The following is a 26,577-nucleotide window of genomic DNA, read 5'->3' on the forward strand; positions in this document are numbered from 1 at the left end:
CCCTTGGAAATGCGTCCCATACGTGGCTTTACGGGCATTACGCACCCCCACCTGCGCCTCCACCCTCACCGCAGCCGACCGCAACGCCTCAACAAGACCCGAACTCACCTCAAAATCCCACACAACATCCCGCGCCGCATTCAACTCATCCAAGCTGTAATCACTCACGACAACTCCTCGCACGATCAGATGGGCAGGCTGCGGCCAGCCTAACCCACTCCATGGCCGACGTCAGTGGAACCGGAGGATCCGGGCCTGTCTGCTGGTGATGGTGCTCGGATCGCGAGTAGGCTGGGTCCCGCCTAGACTCCTCGCATTCGAAAAGAAAGAGGTCATGCCGACGCAACCTACAAATGATGAGCAGCCGCCGCCGAAGAGCGAGCGGAAGAACCTGCTGCTGGGCGCGGTCATGGATGTCGGACGCGTGGAGGTGGCCCAGCTCGCCGCGGACTTCGGAGTCTCCCAGGTGACCGTCCGCAAGGACCTCAACGAGCTGGAGGCCCAGGGACTGCTCCGACGCGAGCACGGCTTCGCCGTCGTGGGTTCCAGCGACGACATGCGCACCCGGCTGGCCGTGAACTACCCCGTCAAGCAACAGATCGCCCGTGCAGCGGCCGAGATCGTCGGCGACGGGGAGACCGTCATGATCGAGTCCGGGTCGGTGTGTGCGATCCTCGCCGAGGAACTGTGCACGAACCGTCGCGGGGTCACCCTCATCACCAACTCCGCGTTCATCGCCGACTTCGTCCGGAAGATCCCACAGAGTGACGTGCTCCTGCTGGGCGGGGCCTATCAGCCGGAGTCCCAGGTCTGCGTCGGCCCGCTCATCGCCGCCATGACGGAGAAGCTCTATGTCGACAAGTTGTTCGTCGGCATCGACGGTTTCACGCCCCGAACCGGTTTCACCGGGCGCGACGTGATGCGAGCCGAGGCGGTCCGTCGGATGGCGAGAAGCGCTGAGCGGGTCATCGTGCTGAGCGAGACCCGGAAGTTCCAGCGGCGCGGTGCCGTGCAGCTGTTCGAGACCGCCGAGGTGAGCGAGGTGTTCACCGAGGGACCGCTCGAGACGGAGGTCCTCGCCGACCTGCACTCCCACGACGTGACGGTGACGCAGACGCACCTCTGAGCCGCGTCGGCACCGAGCGCAGTCCGGGGGAGGATCGGCGTCGTGCCCACCCCGCGGGATGGGCACGACGCCGAGACCTCACACCGTCTGGGGTTGCACGAGGGTGGCCAGCACCTCCGCGCAGGCCCCGGCGCGGGGACCGACGATGAGCATCGCCGTGGCGTCGTCCTGCCACATCACGGCACCCACCCCGGCCTCGGCGAGAGCCACCTCGTCCACCTGGGACCGGTCCCGGAAGGTGATCCGCAACCGGGTGCGGGCCACGCATTCCAGGTTCGCCACGTTGTCGGGACCACCGATGGCGGCGACCATGAGGTCGGCCCGGTGCGCGTCCTCCGGCTCGACGACCAGGGCCCGCGGCGCCTCGGCCGACGGGGTCGCCGCCGGATCGGGGGCCGAACTCTGGTCGGCCTCCGCACCGGCCCGATTGGCCAGGTAGTCCTCCATGTCGGTCTTCAGGTTCTCGGAGCGGGTCCCGAAGATGGCCTGCATGCTGTTGCCGACCACCACGACCCCGGTGGCGCCGAGCGCCTTGAGGCGGGCCTGATCCACCAGCGCCTTGTCGTGGACCGACACCCGCAGCCTCGTGATGCAGGCGTCCAGGGCCTCGATGTTGGCACGGCCACCGAAGGCCAGCACCAGCTTCAGGGCGAACTCGTCACGCGGGTCCACGATGCCGGAGACGGAGGCGCCGTCGTCGGCCATCGCCTGTTCCTCGACCTCCCGGCCCGGAGTGCGGAGCCTGAAGTGGACGATGACGAAGTGGAAGAGCGCGTAGTAGATCAGTGCGTAGATCGGACCGAGGATCAGCACCAGCCACGGCCGTTCCGCCATCGAGTAGAACAGCACGTAGTCGATGGCCCCGTGCGAGAAGGTGTGCCCGAGCCTGCCCCCCAGCACCTCCATCACCAGGAAGGCGGACCCGGCCAGGAAGATGTGCAGCACGTACAGCAGGGGAGCGACGAAGAGGAAGGCGAACTCGATGGGCTCGGTGATGCCGGTGAGGAACGACGTCAACGCGGCCGAGACCATGATCGAGCCGATCGCGGTCCGGTTCTCCGGGCGGGCGGTCCGCCAGATCGCCAGCGCGGCTGCGGGGAGCCCGAACATCTTGAACAGGTAGCCACCACCCAGGTGACCCATCTCGGAGACCCCGGCGAAGAAGCAGGTGGTCCAGCCGTGCTTGGTGGCCCCGGTCACCGGGTCGATGCAGGTGCCGACCTCGTAGTAGAAGGGGGCGTTCCAGATGTGGTGGAGGCCCACCGGGATGAGTGCCCGCTCGACGCTGCCGTAGATGAACACCGCGAAGCTCGAGGCGGTCTCGGAGGCCCAGGTGCCGAAGGCCAGGATCGCGTTGCCGATGGGGGGCCAGATGAAGGACATGGCGATGCCGACGAACACCGCGGCGAACGAGGTGACGATGGGCACGAATCGCTTGCCGGCGAAGAAGCCGAGGTAGGTCGGCAGCTGGATCCGGTAGAACCGGTTGAACAGGTAGCCGGCGACCAGACCCATGACGATGCCGCCGAAGACCCCCGTCGAGATGGTGTCGATGCCGAGGAAGGAGAACGGCGCGGTCTGGTCCGCGGCCGGGATCTTCGGGTCGAGCGGGACGATCTGTCCGGTCTCCTTCCCGATGACCCCCATCGTCGTGGTCATGACCAACACACCGACGGTGGCCGCCAGGGCGGAGACCCCGTCGTTCTTGGTCATGCCGAGGGCCACGCCGATGGCGAACAGCAACGGCATGGCGGCAAACATCGGCTCTCCGGAGGCCTTGAGGACCTCGAGGAACACCCGCAACGGCACGGGCAGGTCCCAGCCGTTCTGTGTCGCGCCACTCAGCAGTGCCCCGCCGACACCCAGCAGGATACCGGCGGCGGGCAGGATGGACACGGGCAGCATGAGCGACTTGCCCAGCTGCTGCAGGAATGCGAAGACCCGGCTGGATCGTTTCGTGCGCGGTTCCGGTTCGGTACCGGTGGCGGAACGCGAGTCCGTCGTCGTTGACATGGAACTGGCCACCTTTCTGGTTCAGGAGTTGATGGGGGGAAGCAGGTCACGCACGGCCGAGGCGTCCTCGCTGCTGACGGCACGCTCAGCCAGCTCGGTGGCCCGGGAGAGGTCGAGGTCCCGGACGGCGGCCTTGACGTCGGCGACGGCGGAGATCACCGCGCTGAGCTCGTCGACGCCGAGCCCGAGGAGGATCGCCGCGGCGCGCGGATCGGAGGCGAGGGCACCGCACACCCCGACCCAGGTCCCGTGGGCGTGGGCACCCTGGACGGTGCTGCGGATCAGCGCCAACACACCGGGGTTGAGGGCGTCGACGCGGGGGGCGAGCTTCGGATGGCCCCGATCCATCGCCATCGTGTACTGGGTGAGGTCGTTGGTGCCGATGCTGAAGAAGTCCACCTCGCGGGCGAACTGCTCGGCCATCATCGCCACGGCCGGGACCTCCACCATGATGCCGACGGGGACCGCCGGGGCGGCGAGCCGGACGCGTTCCTCCTCGAGGATGGCCTTGGCGCCACGGAACTCCGCCAGCGTGGAGATCATCGGGAACATCACATGGATGGCGGCGCGGGAGGTCTTCGCGGCCTGGAGGATCGCACGGAGCTGGGGACGCAGCACCTTCTCCTGGTGCTCCAGCCCGACCCGGATGCCGCGCTGGCCGAGGAACGGGTTGTCCTCGGCGGCCATCGGGAGATAGGGCAAGGGCTTGTCGCCACCGACGTCGAGGGTACGGATGATGAGCCGGTTGCCCTCACCGACCAGGTCGGCGACGGCTTGGTACAGCTCCGCCTGCTCCTGCTCGCTCGGTGCGGTGGCACGGTTCATGAAGACGAACTCGGAGCGGAGCAGACCGACGCCCTCCGCCCCCTCGGCCATACCGCGTCGGACATCGTCGAGGCTGCCGATGTTGCACACCACCTCGACGCGGTGCCCGTCCCGGGTGACCGCCGGTTGGTGGGCGGAGGCGAGGTTGCGCCGCCGTCGCTCGGCGTCACGCTCAAGGCGACTGCGAACCTCGGCCAGCTCTGCAGCGGGTACGTCGACGCGCACGGTTCCGTCGTCACCGTCGACGACCACCTCGGTCTCCTCCGCCAGGTCGAGCACCCGAGGATCGCATCCCACGACGGCGGGGATGCCGAGGGACTGCGCGAGGATGGAACTGTGTGAGGTGGCCCCGCCCTCGGTGAGCACGATGGCGGCCACCCGTTCCGCGTCGAGGACGGCGGTGTCGGAGGCGGTCAGGTCGCGGGAGATGATCACCGCCCCGGCGGGCAGTTCCGCCCGGGCCGGGATGGTGCCGGTCAGCTCGGTGAGGACCCGCAGACCCACGTCGCGGATGTCGGATCCCCTGGCAGCGAGGAGGGGATTGGCCATCCCGGAGAGCAGGTCGGCGTACTGCTGGTAGGTGTCCTTCCAGACGGGACCGGCAGCTGCTCCCGCCCTGACGGCGGCCTCCACCGGCTCGATGAGCTCAGGGTCGTCGAGGATCTGACGTTGGGCCCCGAAGATGTCCGCCTGGTAGATGCCGACCTTGGCCGCCGTGGCGGTCTCCAGTTCGGCGAGCTGGAGACGGGCCCGTTCCACAGCGGCCTGGAAGACCGACCACTCCTGCTCGGGGGAACCGGAGGGGGAATCCGTGACCGGGATGTCCGGGTCGGTGAGCGGAACCGCGATCCCGACGGCGACGCCCGGCGAGGCCCCGACCCCACGCAGCACCCCGGGTTCCGTCTCGACCGGTTCGGTGACAGCCGGTTCGCCCTCAGGCGTTCCGCCCGTCGCAGCGATCGTCTCGCCCAGACCACCTCGGATGGCCTCGGAGAGTTCCGAGACGGCCGCATCGGCGTCGGGTCCCCAGGCGCTCAGCCACACCTCGTCGGCGTGTGAGACATCGAGGGTCATCACCGCGGTGACGCTCTTCGCGTTGACCTCACGGTCGCCCCGGTGGAGACGAACCTGACTGTCGAAGCCCCGTGCCCTGTCGGCCAGCACGGCGGCGGGCCGGGCGTGGAGCCCGGTGGCGCACGGCACCACCACGGGCGCTCCGACGACGGCATCCACGGGTCGGGCCTCGGCGGCCGGGTCGGCGGCGTCCCCGGAGAGCTCGAAGCTCAGGGCGACGTCCTGCCCCGCCCGCACCAGCCCGACGGCGGGAACCAGGTTGCGCGCCACGTCCATGTTGGCGATGACCATCTGGGTGAGCAGGCTGCTGGCGCCCGCGATGATCCGTTCCTGGTCGAAACGCAGCAGGGGCTGCCCTGTGGTGACCTGATCGCCCTCGGCGACGAGCGGGGTGAACCCGTCCCCCTTGAGCTCGATCGTGTCCAGACCCACGTGGATGATGATCTCGGCACCGGCGCCGGAGCGCACCGTCAGGGCGTGGTGGGCGGGATGGATGAGGGTGATCGTGCCCTCACACGGGGCCACGACGACGTCGTCGGTGGGGTCGATGGAGACACCGTCCCCCACCATCTTCGACGCGAAGACCTCGTCTGGGACTTCCTCCAGGGGTGTCATGACCCCGGAGACCGGGGCACGTAGCTGAGCGGACGGCATTGTCGACCCTTCTTGTTGTGGTGGACGGAGGCAGGCGCTGCTCCGGCGCGAAGTCGGCCAAACCCTCGTCATCTTCGATCAAAGGGCTTGTCGGCTCCTAACGGAAGATGCTAGTATTTCGAACATTGAGTTTCAAGTGAAACCGACTTCATCCCGATACGAAAGCTCAAGCAATGTCGGACACTGAGGGACGCGTCTTCAACATCCAGAAGTTCTCGATCCATGACGGACCGGGGATCCGCACGGTCGTGTTCCTCAAGGGCTGCCCCCTCGCCTGCTCGTGGTGCGCGAACCCCAACAGTCGCAAGCTGCGTCCACTCATGATCCGTGACGCGAATGACCCGAACGTCTTCGTCGAGGACAGCCGGGAGTACCGGGTGGAGGAGGTGGTCCGCATCTGCCTGCAGGACCAGCCCTTCTACGAGGAGTCAGGGGGCGGGGTGACGCTGTCAGGGGGTGAGCCGCTGGTCCAGCACCGCTTCGCCACGGCCTTGCTCCGCCAGCTGCGGGACGAGGGCGTCCACACGGCCATCGAGACCACCGGATACGTCTCGAACGCGATCTTCACCAAGGCCCTCAAGCACTGCGACCTCGTCATCATGGATGTCAAACACCACGACAAGGATCGACACAAGCGCTGGACGGGGGTGGTCAACGATCTGCCGCTGTCGAACCTGGCGCTGGCCATCGAGGCAGGGGTCCCGGTGTGGGCTCGCATCCCGGTCATCCCCGGGGTCAACGACGCCGTGGCCGAGGCGCCTGACTTCGCGGCCCACCTGCTGAGGCATGGCATCACCTCGGTGCAGTTGCTCCCCTTCCACCAGTACGGCGAACGCAAGTACGAGCTGCTGGACTGGGACTACGACTTCGCCGGGGTGAAGAACCTCCACGAGGAGGACGTCGAGCCCTTCCGTCAGGCCCTGATCGCCGAGGGAGTGGAAGCCAGTTTCGACCCCCCGGAGGCGGCGACGACGGCGGTGCGACGCAGCGCTGCCGGACCGCAGGCCCACTGAGCCACATGACTGACGGTCCCACGCGCTCAGGTTGCGGATCGGTGTCGTCCGTGTGGCCGGGAGAGGCCGGAAATGCCCTATCCGGTGAGGGCCGCGGGTAGCCTCGACCCCGTTGTGGAAGGACGAAGGGGATCGTCCGAACGCGACACCTGGGGGAGGTTCAGTGATTCGCAACGTGGTCGCAGTGTGCCTGAGTGGGCTCGCCGTCCTGTTGGTCTTCATCAGTGTGACAACGCATGCCGTTTCCCAACTGGGGCGCAACCCGGAGGCCGGGGGCGAGTTCGTCACCACCGTCGCCAGGGATCCCGAGGTCCGCTGGGCCATCGCGATGGAGATCGCCTCGCAACTGCTGGCCTCCCAGGAGGAGGCCGAGGTGTCGTCGTCCCAGCTGGCACCTCCCGTCGCCGAACTCCTGGCCAGCGAGCCGATCGACGCCGAGTGGCGGGCGTTGCTGGGGCGGGCGCGGATGGACTTCGTGGCCTCCCTCGACACCTGGCGGCACGGTGACCCACATCCGGGCGCGACGCTCGACATCGCGCCCCTCGCCACCATGGTGGCCGAACAGTTGCGGGCGAGCGACGATCCCGCCATCGCCGCGACCATGGCGCAGGCCACGATCCCCGAGTCCATCGTCCTGCCCGACACGACGCTTCCCGCAGGCCTCACCGGCCTGGCGGCCCCGGCCCTGACGATCGCGAAACTGTCGGGGACACTCGCCTTCCTGGCGGCGGTGCTGCTGGTCATCGGCCTCGGCTTCGCGACGTCGAAGGCCCGTGGCGGGGTGGTGTTCCTCGCCGGCGTCTGCACCGTCGCGGGAGCCCTCGTGGTCAACGGCGCCATCAAGTCGATTCCGTCCCGGCTCGGATCCCCACACGACGGCCCGTCCAAGGCCCTGTCCGTGGTGGCGGCCCGGGAGGTGACCGCCTCGCTCACCACCACCGGGTACCTGCTGCTGCTGGGCGGGGTGGCGGGCATCCTCATCGGCATCGCGTGGTGGGTCGCGAGCGCCCGCCGCGGCCTCGTCACCGCGCCCTACAACCAGTAGCGACGGCCATGCGCCGGGTCGGCGCGCCGGGGCCGTGTCCCAGAATCGCGACCTGCGTCCCCCGCCCCTGCGGAACGGGTAGCCTCGTTCCAGTCGTCAAGGAGGTCGGATGGTCCGCAACATCTTCGCAGGGTTCCTGGGCATCGTCGCGGTGCTCATCGGTTTCCTGGGCGTGGCCGCCCACTGGGTCCACGCCCTCGCCCACGACCCCGAGCCCACCGAGAAGGTCGCCGTCGCCATCGCCAAGGACCCCGCGGTGCAGTCGGCCATCGCGGCTGAGCTGGTCCAGCGGATCGAATCCGCCCTCCCCGAGGTGGACCTGCCCTACCCGGAGCTGAAGGACAACGCGACGACCCTGCTGCGGCAGGGCATCGAGCAGGTGCTGGCCAACCAGTCCGCCGACGAGCTGTGGCGCACCGTGCTGGGCAACACCCGCTCCCGTCTCGTCGCCGACCTCAAGGCGTGGCGCAGCGGCGACCCGACCCCCAACCTCACCCTCGACCTCACCCCCGTCGCACAGACGATCATCGAGCAGCTGAGGGCGAGCGGCGATCCGGCGACCGCCCTGCTCGCGCAGCAGATCACGGTGCCGGACTCCATCGTCGTGACCGGCGCGCAGCTGCCGGTCGAGGTCACGGAGGCCGCCTCCCCGACCCTCGAGCTGTCCCACCTGTGGCTGTGGGTGCTGTTGCTGGCGGCAGCGTTCGTCGTCGTCGCCCTGCTGTTCGCCAACCGACGGGGACGCGGCGGCATCCTGTTCCTCATCGGGCTGCTGGCGGTGATCGGCGCGCTGGGGCTCCGGGCGGTGGCCACGATGCTGCCCTCACTCACCCGCTCCAGTCAGCCGGGGTTGTCGACGACGGTGGTCAGCGCCACGGGGCGCGAGCTGTCGGGATCCCTCGCCGACGCGGGTCAGTGGCTGCTGTGGGGCGGGATCGCCGCGACGGTGATCGGTCTGGTGTGGTGGGTCACCGCCTCGCGCCGCGTCTCTGCAACAGGAAGTGGACGGGGGCCGTCACCAGTCCTCCGATGAGCAGGATCAAGAACTTCTCCGTCCCCCACAGGGGGAGGGCCAGGGCCACCAGCAGCAGGGCGGAGAGCAGGAGGCTCGGTCCCGGTCGGTCGAGGTCGACGGGGGCCACGAAGGAACGATAGGCGGCGAAGCCCACCACGACGAGGGCCACGAGGGCGGCCATGAGCCCCGCCGTGCCGATGGGCGCCCAGCCCGTCAGCCAGAAGATCAGGAAGGGGATGAGGGCCAGCACCAGTCCGAACACAATCGTCTCGGTGAATCGACGTCCATCCATCGCCCCACTCCGATCCTGCGCATTCCGCCACGCCCTGGTGTCCTCCATTCTGCCCTGAGGTCGCCTGCCTTGGGTCGGAAACGCCTGCCGTCTTTCAATTCGCCTGCCGAACAAGACAGGCGAGCCGTGGAAATGGCAGGCGAAGCCAAACCAGGACAGGCGAAACGGGTCCGCCCGGAGTCACACTCCCTGGTACGAACCCTTCAGAGGTCGCCGTTGAGCTCGAAGGCCCCCTTGCCATCGATGGTCTCGCGGATGATGTCGGCGTGGCCCGCGTGCCGGGCGAGCTCCCCGACGAGGTGGAGCAGGCACCAGCGCGCCTCCCAGTGGGTGAGGCCCTTCGGGATCCACGGGGCCGGGGGCACCGGAACCGGGGCTGCCAGGTCGGTGATGGCATCGATGTTCGCCGCCGTCAGGGCGACGCAGCGGTCAAAGACGGCGAGCACCTCGTCGAGGCCGCGCGGGTCGTCGATGAGGGCGTCAATGTCGCGATGTTCCGCCTCCAGGTCCTTGGGCCGCTCCGGTGGATTGGGGGCGGACGCGGCGCTCGCGGACCAGTACACGGCGACGGGACCGGTGTGCAGCAGCAGCGCGGTGAGGTTCAACGCCGACGCCGTGGGGGTGCTGCGGGCCTGCTCGTCGGTGAGGCCGACGACCGTGGAGCGCAGCTGCGCCAGCTGCTGCAGCACGAACACCTTCGCGTGGCCCAACTCTCCGGTGGCGGTCGGCGTGAGGAATCCCATGTCCTTCTCCTTCTCTCGGGTGAACCCAACGTAAACAGCAATGCGGACAGATCCTGTCCGCGATCTGCCATGCTGGGGCCATGACCGATCCGACCTCCCGCACGCTCACCCTGCTGGGCCTGCTGGAGAGCCGACGCGTGTGGACGGGGTCGGAGCTGGCGGAGCGGCTCGGCGTCACGACCCGCACGCTGCGGCGGGACGTCGAACGACTGCGCGACCTCGGCTACGTCGTCGACGCAGATCCGGGACCCGGGGGCGGCTACGTGCTGGGCCGCGGCCAGGTCGTGCCACCGCTACTGCTCGACGAGGAGCAGGCCGTGGCCGTCACCCTCGCGCTGACCCGCGCAGCGCACAGCTCAACGGGCCGGGAGGCCGAGGCGGCACTGCGGGCGCTGGCCACCGTCGACGCCCTCATGCCCTCGCAGCTGCGGCATCGACTGGCCGCGCTCCAGCAGGCCTGGACAGTGCCCGCCACCGGGCAGGGACCTGACACGACCCTGCTGCTGACCTGCGCCGACGCCGTGAGTCGGCAGCTGCGGCTGGGCTTCGCCTACCGGGACCGCCACGGCGCGGAATCGACGCGGTCGGTGGAGCCGCACCGTCTCGTCGCCCGGGCCAGGTCCTGGCTGCTCATCGCCCACGACCTCCACCGCGAGGACTGGCGGACGTTCCGCGTCGACCGGATGAGCGACGTGGCGCTCAGCACGTGGCGGTTCACCCCGCGGCCCGGGCTGGAGCAGGTCGTGGCCCGCCTCGACGAGCCCGTCCCGCCCTCCGTCTGGCGCCACCGGGTGGTCCTCCACATCCACGCCTCCCACGAAGTGGTGGCGGAAGAGATCCCGCAGGCGGTGGGCCGCCTACGTCCCCTGCCCGACGGGGGCACCGAGTTCGTCAGCGGGGCCGACGACCCGGAGGATGCGGCGTGCTGGCTGGCGCGCATGAGGCACGACTTCACGCTGCTCGGCGACGACGCCGTCCGCGAGGCCGTCGAGAAGCTGAGCCGACGACTCGGCCGGGCCACACGCTGATCCGCTCGCCACGTAGTGTGTCAACATGACTGCACCGTTGCCCCCGGTTCCCCCGCCCCCACCGTTCCCAGCCACACCGCCCCGCCGTCGGGGCCTCGTCCTCACCGTCGGGCTGCTCGCCCTGGCCCTCGTCGCGAGCCTCGGCGTCAACGTCGCCCAGTTCCTCGGCAGGCCGACGGATGGGCAGCGCAGCTTCGCCACCCCCGAGGAGGCCATCACGTTCTACGTGGCCGCCATCGGCAAGGGCGACGTCGCCACCGCGGTCAGTGCCTACGCCACCACCTCGATGGCGAAGCGCTACGACCTGAACGAGTCGATGATCAAGCACGGCAGCTGGGTCTTCAACGACTACACCCCCGTCGTCATGGACACCGACGTGGGTCGCGCCATCTGGGCGGAGCAGTTCCACCAGATGGCCCGCCACCTGTCGCTGGTCCGCGTGGCAACCCTCACCGTCGACGACCCGATCGTGCTGGAGCGGCCCGTGAGCGACGAGCCGGAGGTGCTCAAGACGCTCCTCCATCCGGAACGTCTCAACGGCAGCCTCAAGATCAAGGAGATCAAGCTCGTCGAGGGCTACGGGAAACTACAGGGAAAGACCCTCACCGACCCGCCCCACAATCCTGAGGACGCCGTCGACGCCTACGTCCTGCTGACCTCGGACCACGGCGACTACATTCTCAGCCAGGCGCTGATGAAGTACGACGGCAGGTGGCAGCTGGCCACCGGGCGGGGTCATCCCATCTCCTTCGGCAAGGACATCCTGGGCAGCACCTTCGTCGCCGCGGAGCCCGGCGCATGGGAGAAACTGCTTCATGACCTCGACGCTAGCGAGGCCAAGTATCGCTGACAGGCCTCCGCGACGACCCGGGCGACGACCTCGTCGTCCAGCCGGTCCTTCGTGGCCCCGGCGTAGCTCGGCTCGTCGACCTCGACGGTGATGACGGCGGCCAGGCCGTCGGGGAGGAGGTCGCGCTCGTCGAGGAGGGCTGTTCGGAGGGCGTCCTGGTGGCTGCCGCCGCCCCGGGTCCGCTGCCCGCCCACGAAGCTGAGGATGCGGGCGGGCCAGCGGCGGCCGCGTCGGACCGCGACCTGCACCGCGACCCCCCGTTCCTCGTCGCGGTGGTCGATGACGACGGGGGCCGTCAGTGCTGGCCCCATCCCCTCGGCGAGCGCCTCGACGCAGTCGAGCAGGCCGCCGGGTTGATGCCAGGTCTCCTCGATGGCAGGGGACCGGAGGGTGAGGGTCGCGCCCGGGTGCAGCCAGGCGAGTTCCCGGAACCGGTCGGCCAGGGTTTCCGCGTCGACCTCGTCGACGGTGAAGATCTCGGGGTCGAGTTCTCCCGACATCTCGTGCCCCGACGGCCCGTCAAGGCTGGATGCCTCCTCGCCGGTCGTGTCGAGGCGGACGACCTGCGTCAGGGCCGTCAGCACACCGAGATCACCCCACCCCTTCCCCAAGTCCAGGCCCGTGAGGTCCTCGTGTCGGGGTCGGGGCCCGTCGTGTCGGAGGGTGAACCAGGGCCCGGGCGCGACCGTCAGTTCGACCCGCCGGGCCCCCAGCCTGAGGGCGGGCTCGACGAGGTACGAGAGGAGGAGCCGCGCCGCACCCTCCCCGTCGGGCCTCCCCCCGATGTACATGCCGGGTCGCCGCCGGATGGCCTCCCGAATCTCACTCCACCGCATCACGCCATCACCCATCGCCGCCCCGCATGAGATCCACCAGGACAGGCATCGCGGTGGAGGGATCCGGCCCCACCCTGCCAGCCTTGAGGTCGGGATCGGCTCGGCGAGCCGTGGCACAGGCTCGATCCACGGCAGGGAACGGGAAAGTGCTTGAGAGGTTCTTCCCAACGGTCAGCCCCATCTTCCCCATAAGGTCATCGAGTTCGATCGTGCTGAGCACAGAACATCTGTCCTCCACATGCCATCGCAGCCACACCTCGAACTTCAGGTTCGAGACGATCACGAAGACGTTCTCCTCGGCAGCCAGACGACAGGCCGCAGGCAGTGTCTGGTGCTGGTCGACGTCAACCAAGCACACGCAGATGTCGTACTCCCTGTCCCTCGCAGCCGCATCATTCCTGACCTCGATGCACTTCTTCACAACCTTGAGGGGGTCCTTCCCCACAGGAACTCGCTTCACCATGGCCGTCACGCCTTGGTGGCGAAGGTAGTCGTTCAGCCCTTCCACGTACTGGGGTTCTGTACATGTTCCCTCGGTGACGACCAGGATGCGCCGTACCAACGATCTCGAGGGTTTTCGAGGGCGACCGCCCGACCGTCTGCTCACGCCACCCCCTCACGAGAGGCGACGAGGGCTGCCAGTGTGCTCGGGGAGAGCCGGGGTGTCCCGCCGTACCGGCCTGTCAGGTAGCGCTTCGCCACATTGGCATCAGGATGGCGTGGGAACTCGGCGAGGCACGAGAGTTGGGTCACACCCTCGTAGCTCTTGTCGGTCAGCCACACCTGTTCCGGTTCCAGCTCAACCTCGCTCAGCGGGGACAGCACATAGGACTCGTGGCTGGTGAAGATGATCTGGGCCTGCTTGGTGTTGACATTCGGGTCCGCGAACGCCCCGAGCAGCAGGTCCACCAGGTGGGGGTGCAGGCTCGCGTCGATCTCGTCGATGACGAGCAGGCCCCCCTCTCGCAGCCGCTCCAGGGCCGGGACTGCCAAGGCGAGCCACGCGAGCGTGCCGTCACTCTCGTCCTCGATGGAGAAGGCAGGAGGCTCCTCGGAGGACCCTCGGTGCCTGAAGACCAGACGGCGTGAGACCTGATCGAGCTGGTCGTCGTCGAGGGTCGCGATCTCGTCATCACCCGACGGGCTCTCCGACGAACTCTCCTCGTTGAGCACCGAAAGGACTCTGAGAAGTACCCGACGGATGTCATCAGGCATGTCGGTCTCCCTGACCTCCGCCCTGACCACGCCGATATCGGCGGTCCGGAGCAGGGCCTCGATGTCGGCGAAGGAGGTCATCCCGGCTGCCAGCATGTCCGCCAGGACACGCAACCGTGCCTCCCGGTGAGCATGCTTGACCGACACCTGGTCCCAGTGCTCCGCGAGATCGGCAGCGACGGCGTGCAACGGGGAACCCTTCAGCAGCAGCGCCCGACTGAGCACCAACTCGCGATCAGTCACGGCGAAAGGTCTGCCGAGACTTGGATGCAGTTTCAGGATGCGCTCATCGCGATCGCGGGTCAGCAGAGTGCGCCACCTCGAGTTCGGGACGTCACTGAGCCATTCGCGCCGAATGCCGTCGTGGTCCACCTCGAACCCGTAGAGATGACGCCGTCCCTGATGGACAAAATCCAACTCGTAGCTGCTCGTCGAGGTGCGGGCCGTCCCGTCCAGCAGAAACGGAGCACGCTGCATCGCCTTCCCCGCCTGCCATGTCGTCGCGGAGTGACCGATTGCCGTGAAGGCATACCAGAGGGCGTCCAGCAGGGCGGTCTTTCCCGTGGCATTGCCGCCGAGGATGGCGGCCATCGGGTAAACCACGGAGGCCCAGTCCTCATCTCGGGGGCGAAGGGTCCGCAACGAGGGTCGTGTCAGATCGAGCGTGACCTCGTCGCGGATGCTCTTGTGGTTGCGAACCGTGAAGCTCAGCAGCAGCATTCCTTCAATCTACCATGCTGAGCAAGCGATTCCTCACGTTTTTCGAGGAATCACGATAGCTCAGAGTCGCAACGGCCTGTCCCGACTGACCTCGCTCCACGATCTCAGCTCGAACCTCCGACGGCCGCTCTACACTGATCGGGTGTCAGTGATGGAGTTGTCGCGCAGCACCCAGGACTTCCTCAAGGTCGTGTGGGCCGCGAACGAGTGGTCCGACGCCCCCGTCACACCCACGTACGTGGCCGGGAAGCTCCGGCTCAAGCTCTCCACCGTCTCCGGGACCTTCAGTCGGCTCGTCAACGAGGGGCTGGTCGAGCGCTCCGGGAGCGGGGCCATCGTCCTCACCGACACGGGGCGCGACCACGCCCTCCAGATGATCCGCAGGCACCGGCTCCTCGAGACCTTCCTCTCGGTGAACCTCGACTTTCCCCTCGAACTCCTCCACGACGAGGCCGAACACCTCGAACACGTCGTCTCCGACTACTTCATCGAACGGATCGACGCGCTGCTCGGCCATCCGACGCGCGACCCGCACGGCGACCCGATCCCGAACCGCGACGGGGTGCTCGAGGACACCGGCGCCCACTCGCTGACCGAGGCCGAGGCGGGCCGTCACGTCGTCGAACGCATCGACGACAGCGACCCCGAACTCGTCTCCTTCTTCTCCCAGCTGGGGTTGGTCCTCGGCAGGACGGTCGAGGTGTCCGAGGGCAGCCGCTTCTCGGACACCGTCAACGTCGTCACGCAGGACGGACGATCGGCGTCGCTCGGTCGGCGGGCGGCCGAGGCCGTGTGGGTCTCGCCCGCACCCACCGACTGACGACGAGGCACACCGCGAACAGCAGCCCGTAGAACAACGCCATCCCCGCGCTGGTCGGGGCGTCGATGACGTACGCGCTCCAGAACCCGCCGAGCGCCCCCACCGCCGCGAACCCCGCCGAGATCCACAGCATGTGCGCGAGGGATCGGGCGAACAGGGCCGCCGCCGCGGCGGGCACCACCATGAGGGAGATGACGAGCACCGCCCCGACGGCGTAGAACGCCGACGTGACCGTCACCGTCGTCAGGAAGGTCACCGTCAGCATCAACCCCCGCACGGGCAGGCCGCGGACCTTCGCGAAGTCGTGGTCGAAGGTGGTGGTCTCCAGCGCGGGGAAGCACGCGACGACCACCGCCACGTTCACCGCCAGCACCCCGAGCATCACCCAGGCGTACTCGGGCCCCAGCTGGATCCCGCCGATGGTGAGCTGCTTGAGCGCCACGTAGTTGAGTTCGCCGACGAGCACCGAGTGGGCGTCGAGCTTGACGTGCGCGAACTTCATCGTGATGAGCAGGATGCCCGCGCTGAACAGGGCGGGGAAGATCAGCCCCTGCGGGGCGTCGCCGCTGACGAGCCCGGTGCGACTCAGGTACTCGCTGCTCGCCACGACGATGAGCCCGGCGACGGCGGCGCCGAGGATCAGCCACGGCGAGCTGAGGTCACGGGTGAACCAGAACCCGACGACGACGCCGGGCAGCACGGCGTGGCTGATGGCGTCGACCATCATGGAGCGACGACGCAGCACGAGGAAGCTGCCGGGGACGGAGCAGGCCAGCCCGGTCACGAGCGCCAGGAACATCACCGCGTGGGCGAGGCTCATGCCGCCACCCCCTGCCGGAGTTCGTCGCGGAGCCTGCGCCGCAGTCGGGCTCGGTGGATGGCCCGCATCACGACGGAGCGGTGCGGGGCCGCGACGAGCGAGATCACCACCGACGCGAAGAGCATGAGCACCACCAGCGGCCCCGTCGGGACCCGGCCGATGCTGATCGACAGGTAGGCGCCGACCCCGCTGGCCGCCGCGCCGATGAGGCCGGACAGCAGGAACAGGGCCCGCGGTGAGCGGACCCACTGCCGGGCGGCCGCGGGCGGCATGAGGACGAACGCCACCATGAGCACGAGTCCGACCGCCTTGAGTCCCACCACCGTCGCGACGACGATGAGCGCGAAGATGATGATGTCGAGGAGTTTCACGGGCATGCCCCGCACCTCGCAGAACCGCGGGTCGAAGCAGCGCATCGCGAGCGGCCTCCCGAGCACGATGAGCACGAGGCCCCCGACGCAGCCGACCACCACCGTCGTGAGGACGTCGGCGCGGGTGAGGGTGGAGGCGTTGCCGAACAGGTAGTCCTGGACGCCGCCCTGCCCCGACTGCCCGGTGCGGGAGCCGAGGTGCATGATGATGAGGCCGAGGCCGAAGAAGGTGCTGAGCACGATGGCCATCGCGGCATCCAACCCGACCTTCGACCAGTGGGTGATCCGGTCCGCCAGCCACACCGCGACGATCCCGGCGACGATGGCACCCACCATGAGCGCCGCCATGTTCCGGCCGTCGCCGAACAGCACCACCGACACCCAGAACGCGCCGAGGATTCCGGGGAGGGCCGAGTGGGAGACGACGTCGCTGATGAGGGTTTGCTTGCGGAGATACGCGAAGCAGCCGAGGGTTCCGGCCACCAGCCCGATGAGGCTCGTGCCGAAGAACACCATCCGGAAGGTGTGGTTGGCGAAGAACTCGGCCGGGTTCACGAGGCCACCGCGTCCCGCAGGTCGACGAGGTCGTGGGCGCGGTAGGCGCGGGCGATGGCCTCGTCGGTGAACACCGTCTCGACGGGCCCGTGGGAGACGACGGTGCGGTTGAGCAGCAGCACCTCGTCGCAGAAATCGGGGACGGTCCCGAGGTCGTGGTGGACGACGATCACCCCGGCACCCGCGTCGCGGATCTCCCGCAGCACCCGCATGATGGTGAGCTGACTGGGGGCGTCGACGCCCTGGAACGGCTCGTCCATGAAGTACAGCTCGGCGCGGCTGGCGAGCGCCCTGGCGAGGAAGGTCCGCTGCTGCTGCCCGCCGGAGAGCTCCCCGATGGGGCGGTCGGCCAGCTCCGCGACGCCGCACTGTTCCATCGCCTCGTCGGCGGCGGCCCGGGCGGCGGCGCTGGGTCGGCGCCACCAGCCACGGTCGTGGGCGACACCCATCTGGACGACGCCGCGCACGGTGGTGGGGAAGTCCCAGTCGACGGAGGCGGCCTGCGGCATGTAGGCGATACGGTTGCGGACCCTCGCCAGGGGTTCGCCGAGGAGTTCGACGGTGCCGGCGAGCGGCGGGACGATGCCGAGCATGGCCTTGATGAGGGTGGACTTGCCGGCTCCGTTGGGGCCGACGACGCCGAGGAGGGTGCTGGCCGCGAGGTCGAGATCCACACCGAGCAGCACGGGCTGAGCGTTGCGGTACGCAACGCTCAGCCCACGGACCTGACAGATCACTGCTGACCGCCCAGCGCCTTCGCGATGGTCCTGGCGTTGGTCTCCAGCACGCCGAGGTAGGTGTCGGCACCGGCGGTGTCGCCCAGGGCGTCGGCGTAGAGGACCTCGTCGGACACCTCGACCTCACCGCCGTTGGCCTTCACGGCCTCCTTGAGACTGTCGATGGCCTGCGGGTTGGCGAGGTTGTCCTGGAAGATCACGGGGACCTTCTTCTCGGCGATGAGCTTGGCGAGGTCGCTCATCTCGGTGGCGCTCAGCTGCGCCTCGGAGGAGACGAAGTCGGTGGCGTGGACCTCGAAGCCGAAGGCGCGACCGAAGTAGTTGAACGCGTCGTGGCCGGTGATGAGGACCCGGGATCCGGCGGGCACCTTCTCGAGTTCGGTCTTGGCGGCCTTCACGGCGTCGGCAATCTTGCCCCGGTAGGCCTCGGCGTTCTTCTTGTAGGTGTCGGCGTTGTCCTTGTCGACCTCACCGAGCTTCTCGGCGACGATCGTGACGACGTCGCTCCAGATGTCGGGATCGTTCCAGATGTGGGGGTCGTTGAGGGGCTCACCGTCGGGGCCCTCCTCGGGCCAGTCGAGGAGCTTGCCCTTGTCGAGCTTGGTGCCGACCTCGATCTGCTTGTCGCCGAGCCCGCGCAGCTGGTCGATCATCTGGGCCTCCAGGTGGAGGCCGGTCCACACGACCACATCGGAGCTGGTCATGCTCTCGATGTCCTTGGTGGTGGGCTGGTAGGTGTGCGGGTCGCCACCGGGGCCGACCATGACGGTGACCTCGGCGTCGGGGGCGATGTTGGCGACGGCGTCGCCGAGGTAGCCGGTGGTGGCGTAGACGGTGAGCTTCTTGCCGTCGGCTGCCGCTGCGGGGCTGCTCTCACCGCTGGCCTGACCGGCGGGGGTCTGGCTGGGGGAGCACCCGCTGAGGGCGAGGGCCGCGCCCGCGAGGGCGATCAAAGCGCGTCGACTGATGACACCGAACCATGAAGTTTGCATGGCCGACATCTTAGGTTTGGGTTACCGAACAAGCAAGGGATGAGAATCATCCTCGCACAGGCTTCCCTGGGGTGAACCCGGTGGGGCCTACCGTTGTGCCATGTCCGCGATGCAGCAGCCGTACCCACAGCCGGGTCGTCCCCCATACACCCCCGCAGCCGCACAACCCCCGTTCCCTCCCGGGCCGCCGACACCGCCTGGGCCGCGGCGACGCGGGCTGGGCATCGTCGCCGGGGTGCTGACACTGGCGCTGCTCGCGAGCATCGGCCTCAACGCGTGGCTGTTCCTCGGCAACCGGGGCGGCGGGGAAACCTCCTTCGCGACGCCGCAGGAGGCCGTCGAGTTCTACGTCTCCGCCATCGGGAGGGGGGACCTGGACAAGGGCGCGAGCGCCTACCCGACGACCACCCTCGCGAGGCATCACGACCCGAAGCGGTACCTCGATGCGAAGCAGGGGACGAAGACCCCCTACGGGGTCGGTCCCCTTCCGGTCGACGACCCGCGGGTCTGGGAACAACAGATGCGCGCCACGGCAATCTGGTCCACGGGGGAACACATCAAGATCCTTCTCGTCGACAGGGACGAGAAGCTGGACGTGGGGGCGGAGACCCGCCCCGACTCGAAGGACCAGAGCACCGAGGAGATCCTCGCCAAGTACGACCGGAGCAGGCTCGACGGCAGCACCACCGTCGAGGAGGTCAAGGTCGTCAGGACCCTCCAGCCTCAGTTCCAGTCCCGCCTCAACGAATGGAGGGCACAGACCGGGGCGGAGCAGGTGACCGAGGTCGTCGCGAAGCTCTCCACGAAGCAGGGCCCATTCCTGCTCGCGGTGCAGGTCATCCGTTTCGACGGGCGGTGGTTCATCAACTCCGGACGATCCCTGCTGGCCCTGAGTCAGTACCAGAAGGCGCTCCAGACCTTCGCACCGATCGAGGAGGGCGAGTTCGAGAAGGCGATCAGCGACTGGGAGTCAGGGGGTGTCACCTTCGAGAGCTGACCCTGGGCCGTACGTCGTCCCGGCTTCGACCTCATCGACGATTGAACCGCATGTGCCTGCGCGCGAGGACAAGGAACAGAACGGTCCACAGACCCAACGCTGCCAGGGGTTGGCCTGCCTGGGCCCACGCCCCCAGGAACGTGGTGCTCTGGTTGGTCAGCGGATCCGTCCCCGTGCTGAGGGACAGGAGATGGTTCACGGCCACCAGAGGACTCCACCTCGAGATGGTGGGGACCGGTTCAGGGAACAGGTGCAGCGGGATGATGATCCCCGAGAGGAAGTAGAAGAAGAGGAATCCGGGGAGTGCACCGTACTGGGCTGATTCGACGGTTCGGCAATACGCGGACGTGAAGGCGGCGCATCCTGCGAAGAGCGCCAGAGCCAGCAGGACGGTGAGCAGGAGCAGCAGGGGATCGGAGATCGGCCAGGACTTCGCGATCACTCCCGCCAACACCAGTCCGCACACCACTTGAAGCAGCAGCACGACGACGCTGGGAACGGTCGTCGCCACCACCGTTTCCCACCGCGTGGCCTCTCCCGTGTCCAGACGCTGGAAGACTCCATCCTCTCGACGTGCCACGAAGATGACCGTCAGGTTGAAGTAGATGACCAGCATCAGGCTCATGTTGACCACCAGCTGGAGGATCACCGTCGGAATGGAGATGGTGTCGATGTCCCGCAGGATCACGGGACTGTTGGCGAGCACCAGCAAAGGGGTCAGCAGGAGCGCGGTGAGCGCAATGGAACGATTCCGAAGGTAGAGGCTGACCTCGGCTCTTGACATGGCCCAGGTTCGTCGAAGAGCTACGGCAATCATGACTGACTCCTTGATGTCATGTGGAGGAAGGCGGATTCGAGGGAAGCGGATCTGGCGTCGAGACGATCCAGATGGATGCCACGGCTGTCCGCCAGCGTCAGCAGGTCTCGCAGGGTCGCGTGGAGGTCCGTGCTCAGGAGTCGGGTGACCCCACGGTGCCGACTCACCGGATGCACCACCTTCGCGAGCGCTTCGAGTTCGTCGTCGCCGAGTGCGACATCGGCGAAGGTGATCTCGCAGGGATGCCTGGACACGATCTCGGCGACTGTTCCCTCGGTCAGGATGCGTCCGTGATCCATGATGAGGATGCGATCCGCGAGTTCCTCCGCCTCCTCCATGTAGTGAGTGGTGAGCAACACGGTCGCCCCCTCGTCGAGCATGCGCCTGACCAGTTCCCAGGTGAGTTGACGCACCGCCGGATCAAGTCCTGTGGTCGGTTCGTCCATGAACAACAGTTCGGGACGCCCGAGGGTGGCCATCGCCAGATCAAGACGGCGACGTTCCCCGCCGGAAAGGCTGCCCACGCGGATGTCGGCACGAGTCTCCAGGCCGCACATCCCCAGGGACTCCGCCACGGGACGAGGGGCCGTCAGGGTTCCGGCCCACATGGTCAAGGTCTCCCTCACGGTGAGGTCCTTGGCGAAGCCGGCCTCCTGGAGCATGATGCCGGTCCGCTGTCGGATCACGGCGCGATCAGCCATCGGGTCGAGCCCGAACACCTGTACACGGCCTGCATCGGCCCGCGTGCTCCCCTGGAGCACCTCCAGCAACGACGTCTTTCCCGCACCGTTCGATCCGAGGAGTGCGACCAGCTCACCCTCCCGCACGCGGAACGAGACGCCATCCACGGCTGTGAACGTGCCGTAGCTGCGTCTCACGGAGTCCACCGTGATGATGTCCTTCATCTCCGCTCCCTGTCGACCATGACTCGCGGCCATCATGACACCCTTGTCAGGACCTCGCCGATCCGAATCACCAGAAGTTGACGCAGGGTCCACAGGCGTGGTTGACGGGGCCGAGGCGGCTGCTCCTTTCGGCTTCACCACCTCGACAGCGGGAATCAACTTTGGGGGATGACCGCTTGGGAGGCACCCGGAACCGCACCTACCATGGTGACATCCACCACGCAGAGGGAGATTTTCAAGAAAGGAACAATGATGCTCCGCTGGATTCTACTCATCGCCGCGGCCATCGCGGGAGGAAACCTCACCCAACAACTCTTCACCAATCATGGATTCGACGTCTGGGTCACCCGCGGACTGGGAATTGTGGCGGTTGGGCTCATCACACTGATCGGATACCTCCTGTTCCTGAAGCCGGTCCCCGAGAGGGGATGACAACACGACGTGAAATGGGTCACCGTTTCTGGTCACATCAGCGAATGGGAAGAATCACCTCAGCGAGCCACTGGCCATTCTCGGACGAGAACGAACACGTTCCTCCGAGTTCGGCAACACGACTCTCGATACCCGAGATTCCTTGACCACCGCTCTCCTTGCGGGGAGCACCGGTACCTGCCACGTCGTTGCTCACCCGCAGGAAGAGCTTTCCTCCCTTCACGACACCATGCATGAGACACGGACCCGGATTCCCGTGCCAGATGATGTTGGCGACCAATTCACCCAGGATTCTGGAGGCGGCATGGTCAAGCGGTCGCGGTAATGCGACGTTGCCGACGTCGAGACCGCCCCTCGGTTCGAAACCACCTTCACGCAGGACACTCTCGAATTGATGCCACTGCTGAGCGAGGGATTCCACGTCCCGGGACTGACCGACTGCACCGAACTCCTTGTCGACGTCCCGCAAGGCGGACATCGCAGAACGCAGCTCCTTCGTGGCACCATTCGCCATGTCCAGGAGTTCCGACACCTGGGGCGTGAGCTCCCGGTGCAGGAGAGGATGCTCCGCCAGTTCCTGAAGTCTCATGACGACAAGGCTCTGGGTCTGGGCCACACTGTCGTGGAGCTCACTGGCGGTCAACAGACGAATTCGGCGCGTGGCCTGCTCCCCTTCGGCGCGGATCCTCTCCTCACGAGCAAGTCGCCCGCGCGTGACAATTCCTGCTGCAACAGCGACCGCGCTCAACCCGAAGAAGAAGACAGCGTTGGCCAAGAAGAACTGAAGCGATGTCGAATCCACCCACACGGCCAGCGTCATCACCGGGTAGGCGATGGCGAGGGGAATCCGCCAAGGACGATTGTGGGCAAACCAGTTGTGCACGATGACAGCGCCACCAATGACCATCACCGGAGTGCTGTCACCCACGACCTTCCATGCCACGAAATAGCCTGCTCCCAACGCCAGGGCAACTCGAGGAAAAACAGGAAGCAGCACCAGGGCCGACAACATCAGAACCCAGACCATGACATCGGCGAGAGCAACCGAGGACCGACTGCTGGCGACAGCGAAGAGAAAAACAACAACGCCGATCACGGGTTCAACACTTTGGCGCAGGATCATGCCAGCGGCTGCGAAGCGACCACGTTGCACCATGAAGGCATGGTAACGCGGTTCCCACCCAACAGCAAGGACGCTTGATACCGCCACTCCCCAAGCGTTGTTCACGCCTTTTTGCCGCTGCTCACGCCGAACCTCGTGCACGGAGCGCAGTCCGTGTCGAGACCTCCGTGTGACTTCCGCTCAACTCGAGTTCCTGCACCGTGTGTCAACGGAAAAGAAAGTCCTGAACAACACCTAGAATGCCATCATGAGCAGCAGTGGGATACGCGTCCTGATCGTCGAGGACCACGAAAAGGTGAGGGCACAGATCCAACGAATCGTGGAGTCGATGCCCGGCGTCACCGTCGTCGGCACGGCGACCAACGGACTCAACGGCGTCTCCCTCGCCAACCGCCTGGACCCCGATGTGATCCTCATGGACATCAGCATGCCTGTCATGGACGGCATCAAGGCCACCCAGCAGCTCAGTGACATCGGTGCGCGGGGCCGCGTCATCGCATTGACATCCTTGGAGGACGACGCCACGTTCCACGCCGCCCTGCGCGCCGGGGTCGTCGGCTTCCTGCTCAAGACAAGCACCCGAGGTGAGATCCTGCATGCGATTCAGCAGGTTCACCTGGGCGAGGCCATGCTGTCGCCCAAGCTCATCACCCGTGTTCTCTCACGCTATGAACGGGGCAACCAGCCCTCAGAGAAGATCCGCGAGCTTCCTGAGCGGGACCTGTCCCTGCTGCGACTCGTGGCTGAGGGCCTGAGCAACGACGAGATCGCCACGGAGTTGGGTTTCACCCCCGCCACGGTCAAGAGCTACATCTCACGGCTGCTCAGCCGCCTCGACGCACGGGACCGCGCCCAACTGGTCATCATCGCCTACCAGAACGGCGTGGTCGACCCTCATCCGTAGGTGTCACGGGGGCCCCGGCCCTGGACCGAGCGGCGGCCCTTCTTCCAGCTCGGCGCCTTCGGGCCGAGGAACTCGATCCGCAGCACCGAACGTTCACCGAGTTCCCTGTTGAGCCGCGCGACGAGCGGGCCCGCGTTGAACTTCATCGCCGACGCCCACGCCGTCGAGTCGCACTGGACCGTCAGCACCCCGTCGCGGAACTCCACCGGGTGGGAGTGCTCCGCGTTCGCCTCGCCGACGAGGCCCGCCCAGTCACGCAGCACCGTGGCCAGCGACAGCTGTCGCTGCCAGCCCCGCCGCTGCGCCACCCCCTCCAGCACCGCACCGAACAGCTGCGGGTCCCGATCGTCGGGGCGGGCACCGGAGCGTTGCTCCCCGACGAACCGGCGCCGCTTCGGCACCTTCGGCGGCACCGGCGCCACATCCGGCAGCAGCGGCGCGGTGCGGGCCGTCCGGTGCGCGATCTCGGCGGCCAGGTCCAGCCCCGTCGGGTCGTGGGGTTCCGTCACGACAACTGCACCTGCCGCACATCCGTGTGAACGAAGTCGTCGCCGACGAACAACAGCGGCTCGTCGAGGTCGATGGCCAGCGCGTACGAGAAGCAGTCACCCATGTTCAACCGCGCGGGCGACCCGGAACCCGGCCCGTAACGACGGTGCGCCATCCTGGCGATCCGCGCCTGGGACACCGACAGCGGGACGAAGACGATGCCGAGACCATCGATCAGCGCATCGAGTCGATTGTGGTTCTCCTTGGACAATCGACGATCCGCGACCACTCCCAGCTCAACCCATGTCGCGGCCGACATGTGAAGCCTGCTTACGGCGTTGAGCTTCTCCCCGAACTTCTCATACCCCGGTTCCTTCAGGGTGAGGGCAATCATCACGGAGGAATCCACGATCATCGCGGAAGTCCATCCTCGTCATAGATCTCCCGATCGACGTTGCGAAGGGCCTCGCGTTCCTCGTCGGTCATGCTGTCATGGATCTCGTTGACGATCGCCATGATCCGTTCGTACCGTTCCGCCCTGCGCTGCTCCTCGCTGTGCAGCAGTTCCTGCAGGGCTCTCTCGATCACGTCGACCTGGGTGGTGTTGAACCGTTCGGCGGCTTCGCGCGCCAGGTCGCACACTCTCTGGTTCTTGATGTTGAGCGCCATGAAGAGATTTTACACCCTCGAAAACAGGGATTACACCCGCTGCTCCGGGTCGATCCCGACGGTGCCCGCGTCGACCCGGAACCGTCGGGCCGACGGGAAATCCGGCACATCCGCGCCGACGGCGGCCGTGATGAGGACCTGCTCCGCATCCGCGATCGCCCCCGCCAGCCGCTCCCGACGGGCGGTGTCCAGCTCCGCGAACACGTCGTCGAGGACCAGCACCGGCTCCGTGCCGTCGTCCCGGACCAGGGCGAACCCACCCAGCTTCAACGCCAGCGCCAACGACCACGACTCCCCGTGCGAGGCGTACCCCTTCGCCGGCAGCTCGCCGATGGACAGGTCGACGTCGTCGCGCTGCGGACCGACGAGGGTCACCCCGCGCGCGATCTCGTCGCGGCGCCTCTCCTCCATCGCGGCGAGCAGCCGCCCCTCGAGCGCCCCCCGCACGTCGTCGGCGGGGATGCCCTGCAGGTCCAGGGAGGTCTTGTAGTGGGCGGCGATGACGTTGTTGACGGGCGCGATCGTGCCGTAGGCGGCGACGGCGTGCGGCAGGACGTCGGCGAGGGTGTCGAGTCGCGCGTGGAGCAGCTCGGCACCGATCCGGGCGAGGGCCTCGTTCCACGCCTGCAACGTCACCTCCTCCTCCGGCTGCGCCTGCCGCTGCGACCGACCCGACATGGCCTTGAGCAGCGAGTTGCGCTGCCTGAGGATCTTGTCCAGATCCGAGCGCACCCCCGCCATCCGCGGCCACCGCGTGGTGACGAGGGTGTCGAGCCAGGCGCGTCGATCCGCCGGCTCCCCCCGGACGATCGCGAGGTCCATCGGGGAGAACACGACGGTGCGGAGCGCGCCGACGAGCTCCCGCGGGCGGGGGAGCGGCACCCGGTTCAGCCGCGCGACATTGCTGCGGCCGTGGGTGACCTCGAGTTCCAGGTGGATGAGACGTTCGTCCTCGCGGCTCGCCTGGACCCGGGCCCTGAGGATCGCCGACTCGGCCCCGGCCCGGATGAGGGGGGCGGTGCCGGAGACGCGGTGCGAGGACATCGTCGACAGGTACTCCACCGCCTCGACGAGGTTCGTCTTGCCCTGCCCGTTGGCACCCACGAACACGTTGACCCCCGCGACGAGGTCCAGCTCGGCGGCCGTGTAGTTGCGGAAATCCGTGACGGACAGATGGGTGACGAACATCGTCGTCGATCCTACGGCAGCCGGTACGGGGCCGGGAACGACGATCGCCGGACAGGCCCTGGCCCACCCGGCGATCGCTCACACACCCACTCAGTGCTGCGGCGGATTCTCCTGGTTCTTCTTCGACATGATGCCGAACAGCACCAGCACGACACCGACCACACCGAGGCCGATACCCAGCCACGGCTGGAAGTCGTCCGCCCACGACAGGAGCTTGAACTCCATGTTGAACTGCTCGAGGATGAGCGAGCCGAAACCGAGGATGATGAAGAGGACGCCTATGGAACCCATGGTTTACCTTTCGTCAGA

Annotated in this window: 29 protein-coding genes; 10 read left to right on the forward strand and 19 right to left on the reverse strand. The window is 67.4% G+C overall.

Annotated features, from left to right (window positions below; all coding sequences use genetic code 11):
* Positions 1-334 precede the first annotated feature (334 nt).
* Positions 335-1,126, forward strand: a complete 792-nt coding sequence (locus tag EII35_RS10430; RefSeq protein WP_125228410.1) for a DeoR/GlpR family DNA-binding transcription regulator — start codon at positions 335-337, stop codon at positions 1,124-1,126.
* A gap of 78 nt (positions 1,127-1,204) precedes the next feature.
* Here EII35_RS10430 and ptsG read toward each other — a convergent pair whose 3' ends face one another.
* Together ptsG and ptsP are read right to left on the reverse strand one after the other, a co-directional pair.
* Positions 1,205-3,139 (reverse strand): glucose-specific PTS transporter subunit IIBC, encoded by a 1,935-nt coding sequence (gene ptsG / locus EII35_RS10435; RefSeq protein ID WP_125228411.1) that lies wholly within the window; start codon positions 3,137-3,139, stop codon positions 1,205-1,207.
* Between the two features lie 21 nt (positions 3,140-3,160).
* Complete coding sequence (gene ptsP, locus EII35_RS10440) at positions 3,161-5,692, reverse strand: phosphoenolpyruvate--protein phosphotransferase (protein ID WP_125228412.1); 2,532 nt, start codon at positions 5,690-5,692, stop codon at positions 3,161-3,163.
* 173 nt (positions 5,693-5,865) lie between these two features.
* Between ptsP and EII35_RS10445 the strand changes: the two genes are divergently transcribed.
* The 3 genes from EII35_RS10445 to EII35_RS10455 all read left to right on the forward strand — a co-directional run bounded on the left by EII35_RS10445 (position 5,866) and on the right by EII35_RS10455 (position 8,783).
* Entirely contained in the window at positions 5,866-6,705 is an 840-nt protein-coding gene (locus EII35_RS10445; protein WP_125228413.1) for a glycyl-radical enzyme activating protein, read from the forward strand.
* A 163-nt stretch (positions 6,706-6,868) separates the two neighbouring features.
* Entirely contained in the window at positions 6,869-7,750 is an 882-nt protein-coding gene (locus EII35_RS10450; protein WP_125228414.1) for a hypothetical protein, read from the forward strand.
* A 109-nt stretch (positions 7,751-7,859) separates the two neighbouring features.
* Entirely contained in the window at positions 7,860-8,783 is a 924-nt protein-coding gene (locus tag EII35_RS10455) for a hypothetical protein (protein ID WP_125228415.1), read from the forward strand.
* Here the strand turns inward: EII35_RS10455 and EII35_RS10460 are convergent.
* Positions 8,719-9,057, reverse strand: coding sequence for a hypothetical protein (locus EII35_RS10460; protein WP_125228416.1), 339 nt, complete (start codon positions 9,055-9,057; stop codon positions 8,719-8,721). The genes EII35_RS10455 and EII35_RS10460 overlap by 65 nt on opposite strands.
* Positions 9,058-9,260: 203 nt before the next feature.
* Positions 9,261-9,800 (reverse strand): mycothiol transferase, encoded by a 540-nt coding sequence (locus EII35_RS10465; RefSeq protein ID WP_125228417.1) that lies wholly within the window; start codon positions 9,798-9,800, stop codon positions 9,261-9,263.
* Positions 9,801-9,880: 80 nt separating this feature from the next.
* On the opposite strand from EII35_RS10465, the gene EII35_RS10470 reads away from it, so the two are divergent.
* Together EII35_RS10470 and EII35_RS10475 are read left to right on the forward strand one after the other, a co-directional pair.
* Positions 9,881-10,828: a helix-turn-helix transcriptional regulator gene (locus EII35_RS10470; RefSeq protein ID WP_125228418.1), complete on the forward strand. Its 948-nt coding sequence runs from the start codon at positions 9,881-9,883 to the stop codon at positions 10,826-10,828.
* 25 nt (positions 10,829-10,853) lie between these two features.
* Entirely contained in the window at positions 10,854-11,678 is an 825-nt protein-coding gene (locus tag EII35_RS10475) for a hypothetical protein (RefSeq protein ID WP_125228419.1), read from the forward strand.
* On the opposite strand, the gene EII35_RS10480 is transcribed toward EII35_RS10475, so the two are convergent.
* From EII35_RS10480 to EII35_RS10490, 3 genes are read right to left on the reverse strand one after another with little or no spacing between them, the layout of a single operon-like run.
* On the reverse strand, positions 11,642-12,517 hold the full coding sequence (locus EII35_RS10480; RefSeq protein WP_185744278.1) for a hypothetical protein: 876 nt from the start codon (positions 12,515-12,517) through the stop codon (positions 11,642-11,644). The genes EII35_RS10475 and EII35_RS10480 overlap by 37 nt on opposite strands.
* A gap of 4 nt (positions 12,518-12,521) precedes the next feature.
* The gene (locus tag EII35_RS10485) at positions 12,522-13,076 is read right to left on the reverse strand and encodes an RloB family protein (protein WP_185744279.1); all 555 of its coding nucleotides are present in this window, start codon (positions 13,074-13,076) and stop codon (positions 12,522-12,524) included.
* Positions 13,077-13,117: 41 nt separating this feature from the next.
* Positions 13,118-14,449: an AAA family ATPase gene (locus EII35_RS10490; protein ID WP_125228422.1), complete on the reverse strand. Its 1,332-nt coding sequence runs from the start codon at positions 14,447-14,449 to the stop codon at positions 13,118-13,120.
* A 151-nt stretch (positions 14,450-14,600) separates the two neighbouring features.
* On the opposite strand from EII35_RS10490, the gene EII35_RS10495 reads away from it, so the two are divergent.
* Complete coding sequence (locus EII35_RS10495; RefSeq protein WP_260465100.1) at positions 14,601-15,269, forward strand: metal-dependent transcriptional regulator; 669 nt, start codon at positions 14,601-14,603, stop codon at positions 15,267-15,269.
* Here EII35_RS10495 and EII35_RS10500 read toward each other — a convergent pair.
* Genes EII35_RS10500 through EII35_RS10515 form a run of 4 tightly spaced genes read right to left on the reverse strand, consistent with a single transcriptional unit; the run spans position 15,190 to position 18,744 of the window.
* Positions 15,190-16,089: a metal ABC transporter permease gene (locus EII35_RS10500; protein WP_125228424.1), complete on the reverse strand. Its 900-nt coding sequence runs from the start codon at positions 16,087-16,089 to the stop codon at positions 15,190-15,192. The genes EII35_RS10495 and EII35_RS10500 overlap by 80 nt on opposite strands.
* Positions 16,086-17,015: a metal ABC transporter permease gene (locus tag EII35_RS10505; protein ID WP_125228425.1), complete on the reverse strand. Its 930-nt coding sequence runs from the start codon at positions 17,013-17,015 to the stop codon at positions 16,086-16,088. Before EII35_RS10505 ends, EII35_RS10500 begins: the two co-directional genes overlap by 4 nt.
* A complete protein-coding gene (locus tag EII35_RS10510; RefSeq protein WP_125228426.1) occupies positions 17,012-17,752 on the reverse strand; it encodes a metal ABC transporter ATP-binding protein in 741 nt (246 codons plus the stop codon). Before EII35_RS10510 ends, EII35_RS10505 begins: the two co-directional genes overlap by 4 nt.
* A complete protein-coding gene (locus EII35_RS10515) occupies positions 17,749-18,744 on the reverse strand; it encodes a metal ABC transporter substrate-binding protein (protein WP_125228427.1) in 996 nt (331 codons plus the stop codon). Before EII35_RS10515 ends, EII35_RS10510 begins: the two co-directional genes overlap by 4 nt.
* Positions 18,745-18,844: 100 nt before the next feature.
* Between EII35_RS10515 and EII35_RS10520 the strand changes: the two genes are divergently transcribed.
* The gene (locus EII35_RS10520) at positions 18,845-19,741 is read left to right on the forward strand and encodes a hypothetical protein (protein WP_125228428.1); all 897 of its coding nucleotides are present in this window, start codon (positions 18,845-18,847) and stop codon (positions 19,739-19,741) included.
* 31 nt (positions 19,742-19,772) lie between these two features.
* Here EII35_RS10520 and EII35_RS10525 read toward each other — a convergent pair whose 3' ends face one another.
* Together EII35_RS10525 and EII35_RS10530 are read right to left on the reverse strand one after the other, a co-directional pair.
* Positions 19,773-20,558 (reverse strand): ABC transporter permease, encoded by a 786-nt coding sequence (locus EII35_RS10525; protein WP_125228429.1) that lies wholly within the window; start codon positions 20,556-20,558, stop codon positions 19,773-19,775.
* A complete protein-coding gene (locus EII35_RS10530; protein WP_125228430.1) occupies positions 20,555-21,463 on the reverse strand; it encodes an ABC transporter ATP-binding protein in 909 nt (302 codons plus the stop codon). The genes EII35_RS10525 and EII35_RS10530 overlap by 4 nt, the downstream gene beginning before the upstream one ends.
* A 168-nt stretch (positions 21,464-21,631) precedes the next feature.
* Between EII35_RS10530 and EII35_RS10535 the strand changes: the two genes are divergently transcribed.
* On the forward strand, positions 21,632-21,895 hold the full coding sequence (locus EII35_RS10535; RefSeq protein ID WP_125228431.1) for a hypothetical protein: 264 nt from the start codon (positions 21,632-21,634) through the stop codon (positions 21,893-21,895).
* A 37-nt stretch (positions 21,896-21,932) separates the two neighbouring features.
* Here the strand turns inward: EII35_RS10535 and EII35_RS10540 are convergent, their stop codons facing one another.
* Entirely contained in the window at positions 21,933-23,051 is a 1,119-nt protein-coding gene (locus EII35_RS10540) for a sensor histidine kinase (RefSeq protein ID WP_125228432.1), read from the reverse strand.
* A 214-nt stretch (positions 23,052-23,265) separates the two neighbouring features.
* Between EII35_RS10540 and EII35_RS10545 the strand changes: the two genes are divergently transcribed.
* Entirely contained in the window at positions 23,266-23,922 is a 657-nt protein-coding gene (locus EII35_RS10545; RefSeq protein ID WP_125228433.1) for a response regulator, read from the forward strand.
* Here the strand turns inward: EII35_RS10545 and EII35_RS10550 are convergent.
* From EII35_RS10550 to EII35_RS10570, 5 genes are all read right to left on the reverse strand, one after another.
* Positions 23,913-24,431, reverse strand: a complete 519-nt coding sequence (locus tag EII35_RS10550) for a DciA family protein (protein ID WP_125228434.1) — start codon at positions 24,429-24,431, stop codon at positions 23,913-23,915. The genes EII35_RS10545 and EII35_RS10550 overlap by 10 nt on opposite strands.
* Positions 24,428-24,826, reverse strand: coding sequence for a type II toxin-antitoxin system VapC family toxin (locus EII35_RS10555; protein ID WP_125228435.1), 399 nt, complete (start codon positions 24,824-24,826; stop codon positions 24,428-24,430). Before EII35_RS10555 ends, EII35_RS10550 begins: the two co-directional genes overlap by 4 nt.
* Positions 24,823-25,080: a type II toxin-antitoxin system VapB family antitoxin gene (locus EII35_RS10560; protein WP_125228436.1), complete on the reverse strand. Its 258-nt coding sequence runs from the start codon at positions 25,078-25,080 to the stop codon at positions 24,823-24,825. Before EII35_RS10560 ends, EII35_RS10555 begins: the two co-directional genes overlap by 4 nt.
* Before the next feature lie 30 nt (positions 25,081-25,110).
* Positions 25,111-26,268 (reverse strand): DNA replication/repair protein RecF, encoded by a 1,158-nt coding sequence (gene recF / locus EII35_RS10565; protein ID WP_125228437.1) that lies wholly within the window; start codon positions 26,266-26,268, stop codon positions 25,111-25,113.
* A gap of 90 nt (positions 26,269-26,358) precedes the next feature.
* Entirely contained in the window at positions 26,359-26,559 is a 201-nt protein-coding gene (locus EII35_RS10570) for a hypothetical protein (RefSeq protein ID WP_125228438.1), read from the reverse strand.
* Positions 26,560-26,577 lie beyond the last annotated feature (18 nt).

It is taken from the genome of Arachnia propionica, from assembly GCF_003932785.1.
Classification (GTDB): Bacteria; Actinomycetota; Actinomycetes; order Propionibacteriales; family Propionibacteriaceae; genus Arachnia; species Arachnia propionica_B.

What these genes read in the sequence shown, in the direction of transcription:
- EII35_RS10545 (WP_125228433.1), top strand. Translation starts at nt 23,266, where the DNA reads ATGAGCAGCAGTGGGATACGCGTCCTGATCGTCGAGGACCACGAAAAG.
- EII35_RS10470 (WP_125228418.1), top strand. Translation starts at nt 9,881, where the DNA reads ATGACCGATCCGACCTCCCGCACGCTCACCCTGCTGGGCCTGCTGGAG.
- EII35_RS10495 (WP_260465100.1), top strand. Translation starts at nt 14,601, where the DNA reads ATGGAGTTGTCGCGCAGCACCCAGGACTTCCTCAAGGTCGTGTGGGCC.
- EII35_RS10455 (WP_125228415.1), top strand. Translation starts at nt 7,860, where the DNA reads ATGGTCCGCAACATCTTCGCAGGGTTCCTGGGCATCGTCGCGGTGCTC.
- ptsP (WP_125228412.1), bottom strand. Translation starts at nt 5,692, where the DNA reads ATGCCGTCCGCTCAGCTACGTGCCCCGGTCTCCGGGGTCATGACACCC.
- EII35_RS10515 (WP_125228427.1), bottom strand. Translation starts at nt 18,744, where the DNA reads ATGCAAACTTCATGGTTCGGTGTCATCAGTCGACGCGCTTTGATCGCC.
- EII35_RS10475 (WP_125228419.1), top strand. Translation starts at nt 10,854, where the DNA reads ATGACTGCACCGTTGCCCCCGGTTCCCCCGCCCCCACCGTTCCCAGCC.
- EII35_RS10570 (WP_125228438.1), bottom strand. Translation starts at nt 26,559, where the DNA reads ATGGGTTCCATAGGCGTCCTCTTCATCATCCTCGGTTTCGGCTCGCTC.
- EII35_RS10530 (WP_125228430.1), bottom strand. Translation starts at nt 21,463, where the DNA reads ATGAAGGACATCATCACGGTGGACTCCGTGAGACGCAGCTACGGCACG.
- ptsG (WP_125228411.1), bottom strand. Translation starts at nt 3,139, where the DNA reads ATGTCAACGACGACGGACTCGCGTTCCGCCACCGGTACCGAACCGGAA.
- EII35_RS10460 (WP_125228416.1), bottom strand. Translation starts at nt 9,057, where the DNA reads ATGGATGGACGTCGATTCACCGAGACGATTGTGTTCGGACTGGTGCTG.
- EII35_RS10560 (WP_125228436.1), bottom strand. Translation starts at nt 25,080, where the DNA reads ATGGCGCTCAACATCAAGAACCAGAGAGTGTGCGACCTGGCGCGCGAA.
- EII35_RS10490 (WP_125228422.1), bottom strand. Translation starts at nt 14,449, where the DNA reads ATGCTGCTGCTGAGCTTCACGGTTCGCAACCACAAGAGCATCCGCGAC.
- EII35_RS10555 (WP_125228435.1), bottom strand. Translation starts at nt 24,826, where the DNA reads ATGATCGTGGATTCCTCCGTGATGATTGCCCTCACCCTGAAGGAACCG.
- recF (WP_125228437.1), bottom strand. Translation starts at nt 26,268, where the DNA reads ATGTTCGTCACCCATCTGTCCGTCACGGATTTCCGCAACTACACGGCC.
- EII35_RS10465 (WP_125228417.1), bottom strand. Translation starts at nt 9,800, where the DNA reads ATGGGATTCCTCACGCCGACCGCCACCGGAGAGTTGGGCCACGCGAAG.
- EII35_RS10525 (WP_125228429.1), bottom strand. Translation starts at nt 20,558, where the DNA reads ATGATTGCCGTAGCTCTTCGACGAACCTGGGCCATGTCAAGAGCCGAG.
- EII35_RS10520 (WP_125228428.1), top strand. Translation starts at nt 18,845, where the DNA reads ATGTCCGCGATGCAGCAGCCGTACCCACAGCCGGGTCGTCCCCCATAC.
- EII35_RS10540 (WP_125228432.1), bottom strand. Translation starts at nt 23,051, where the DNA reads ATGGTGCAACGTGGTCGCTTCGCAGCCGCTGGCATGATCCTGCGCCAA.
- EII35_RS10445 (WP_125228413.1), top strand. Translation starts at nt 5,866, where the DNA reads ATGTCGGACACTGAGGGACGCGTCTTCAACATCCAGAAGTTCTCGATC.
- EII35_RS10500 (WP_125228424.1), bottom strand. Translation starts at nt 16,089, where the DNA reads ATGAGCCTCGCCCACGCGGTGATGTTCCTGGCGCTCGTGACCGGGCTG.
- EII35_RS10535 (WP_125228431.1), top strand. Translation starts at nt 21,632, where the DNA reads ATGACCGCTTGGGAGGCACCCGGAACCGCACCTACCATGGTGACATCC.
- EII35_RS10430 (WP_125228410.1), top strand. Translation starts at nt 335, where the DNA reads ATGCCGACGCAACCTACAAATGATGAGCAGCCGCCGCCGAAGAGCGAG.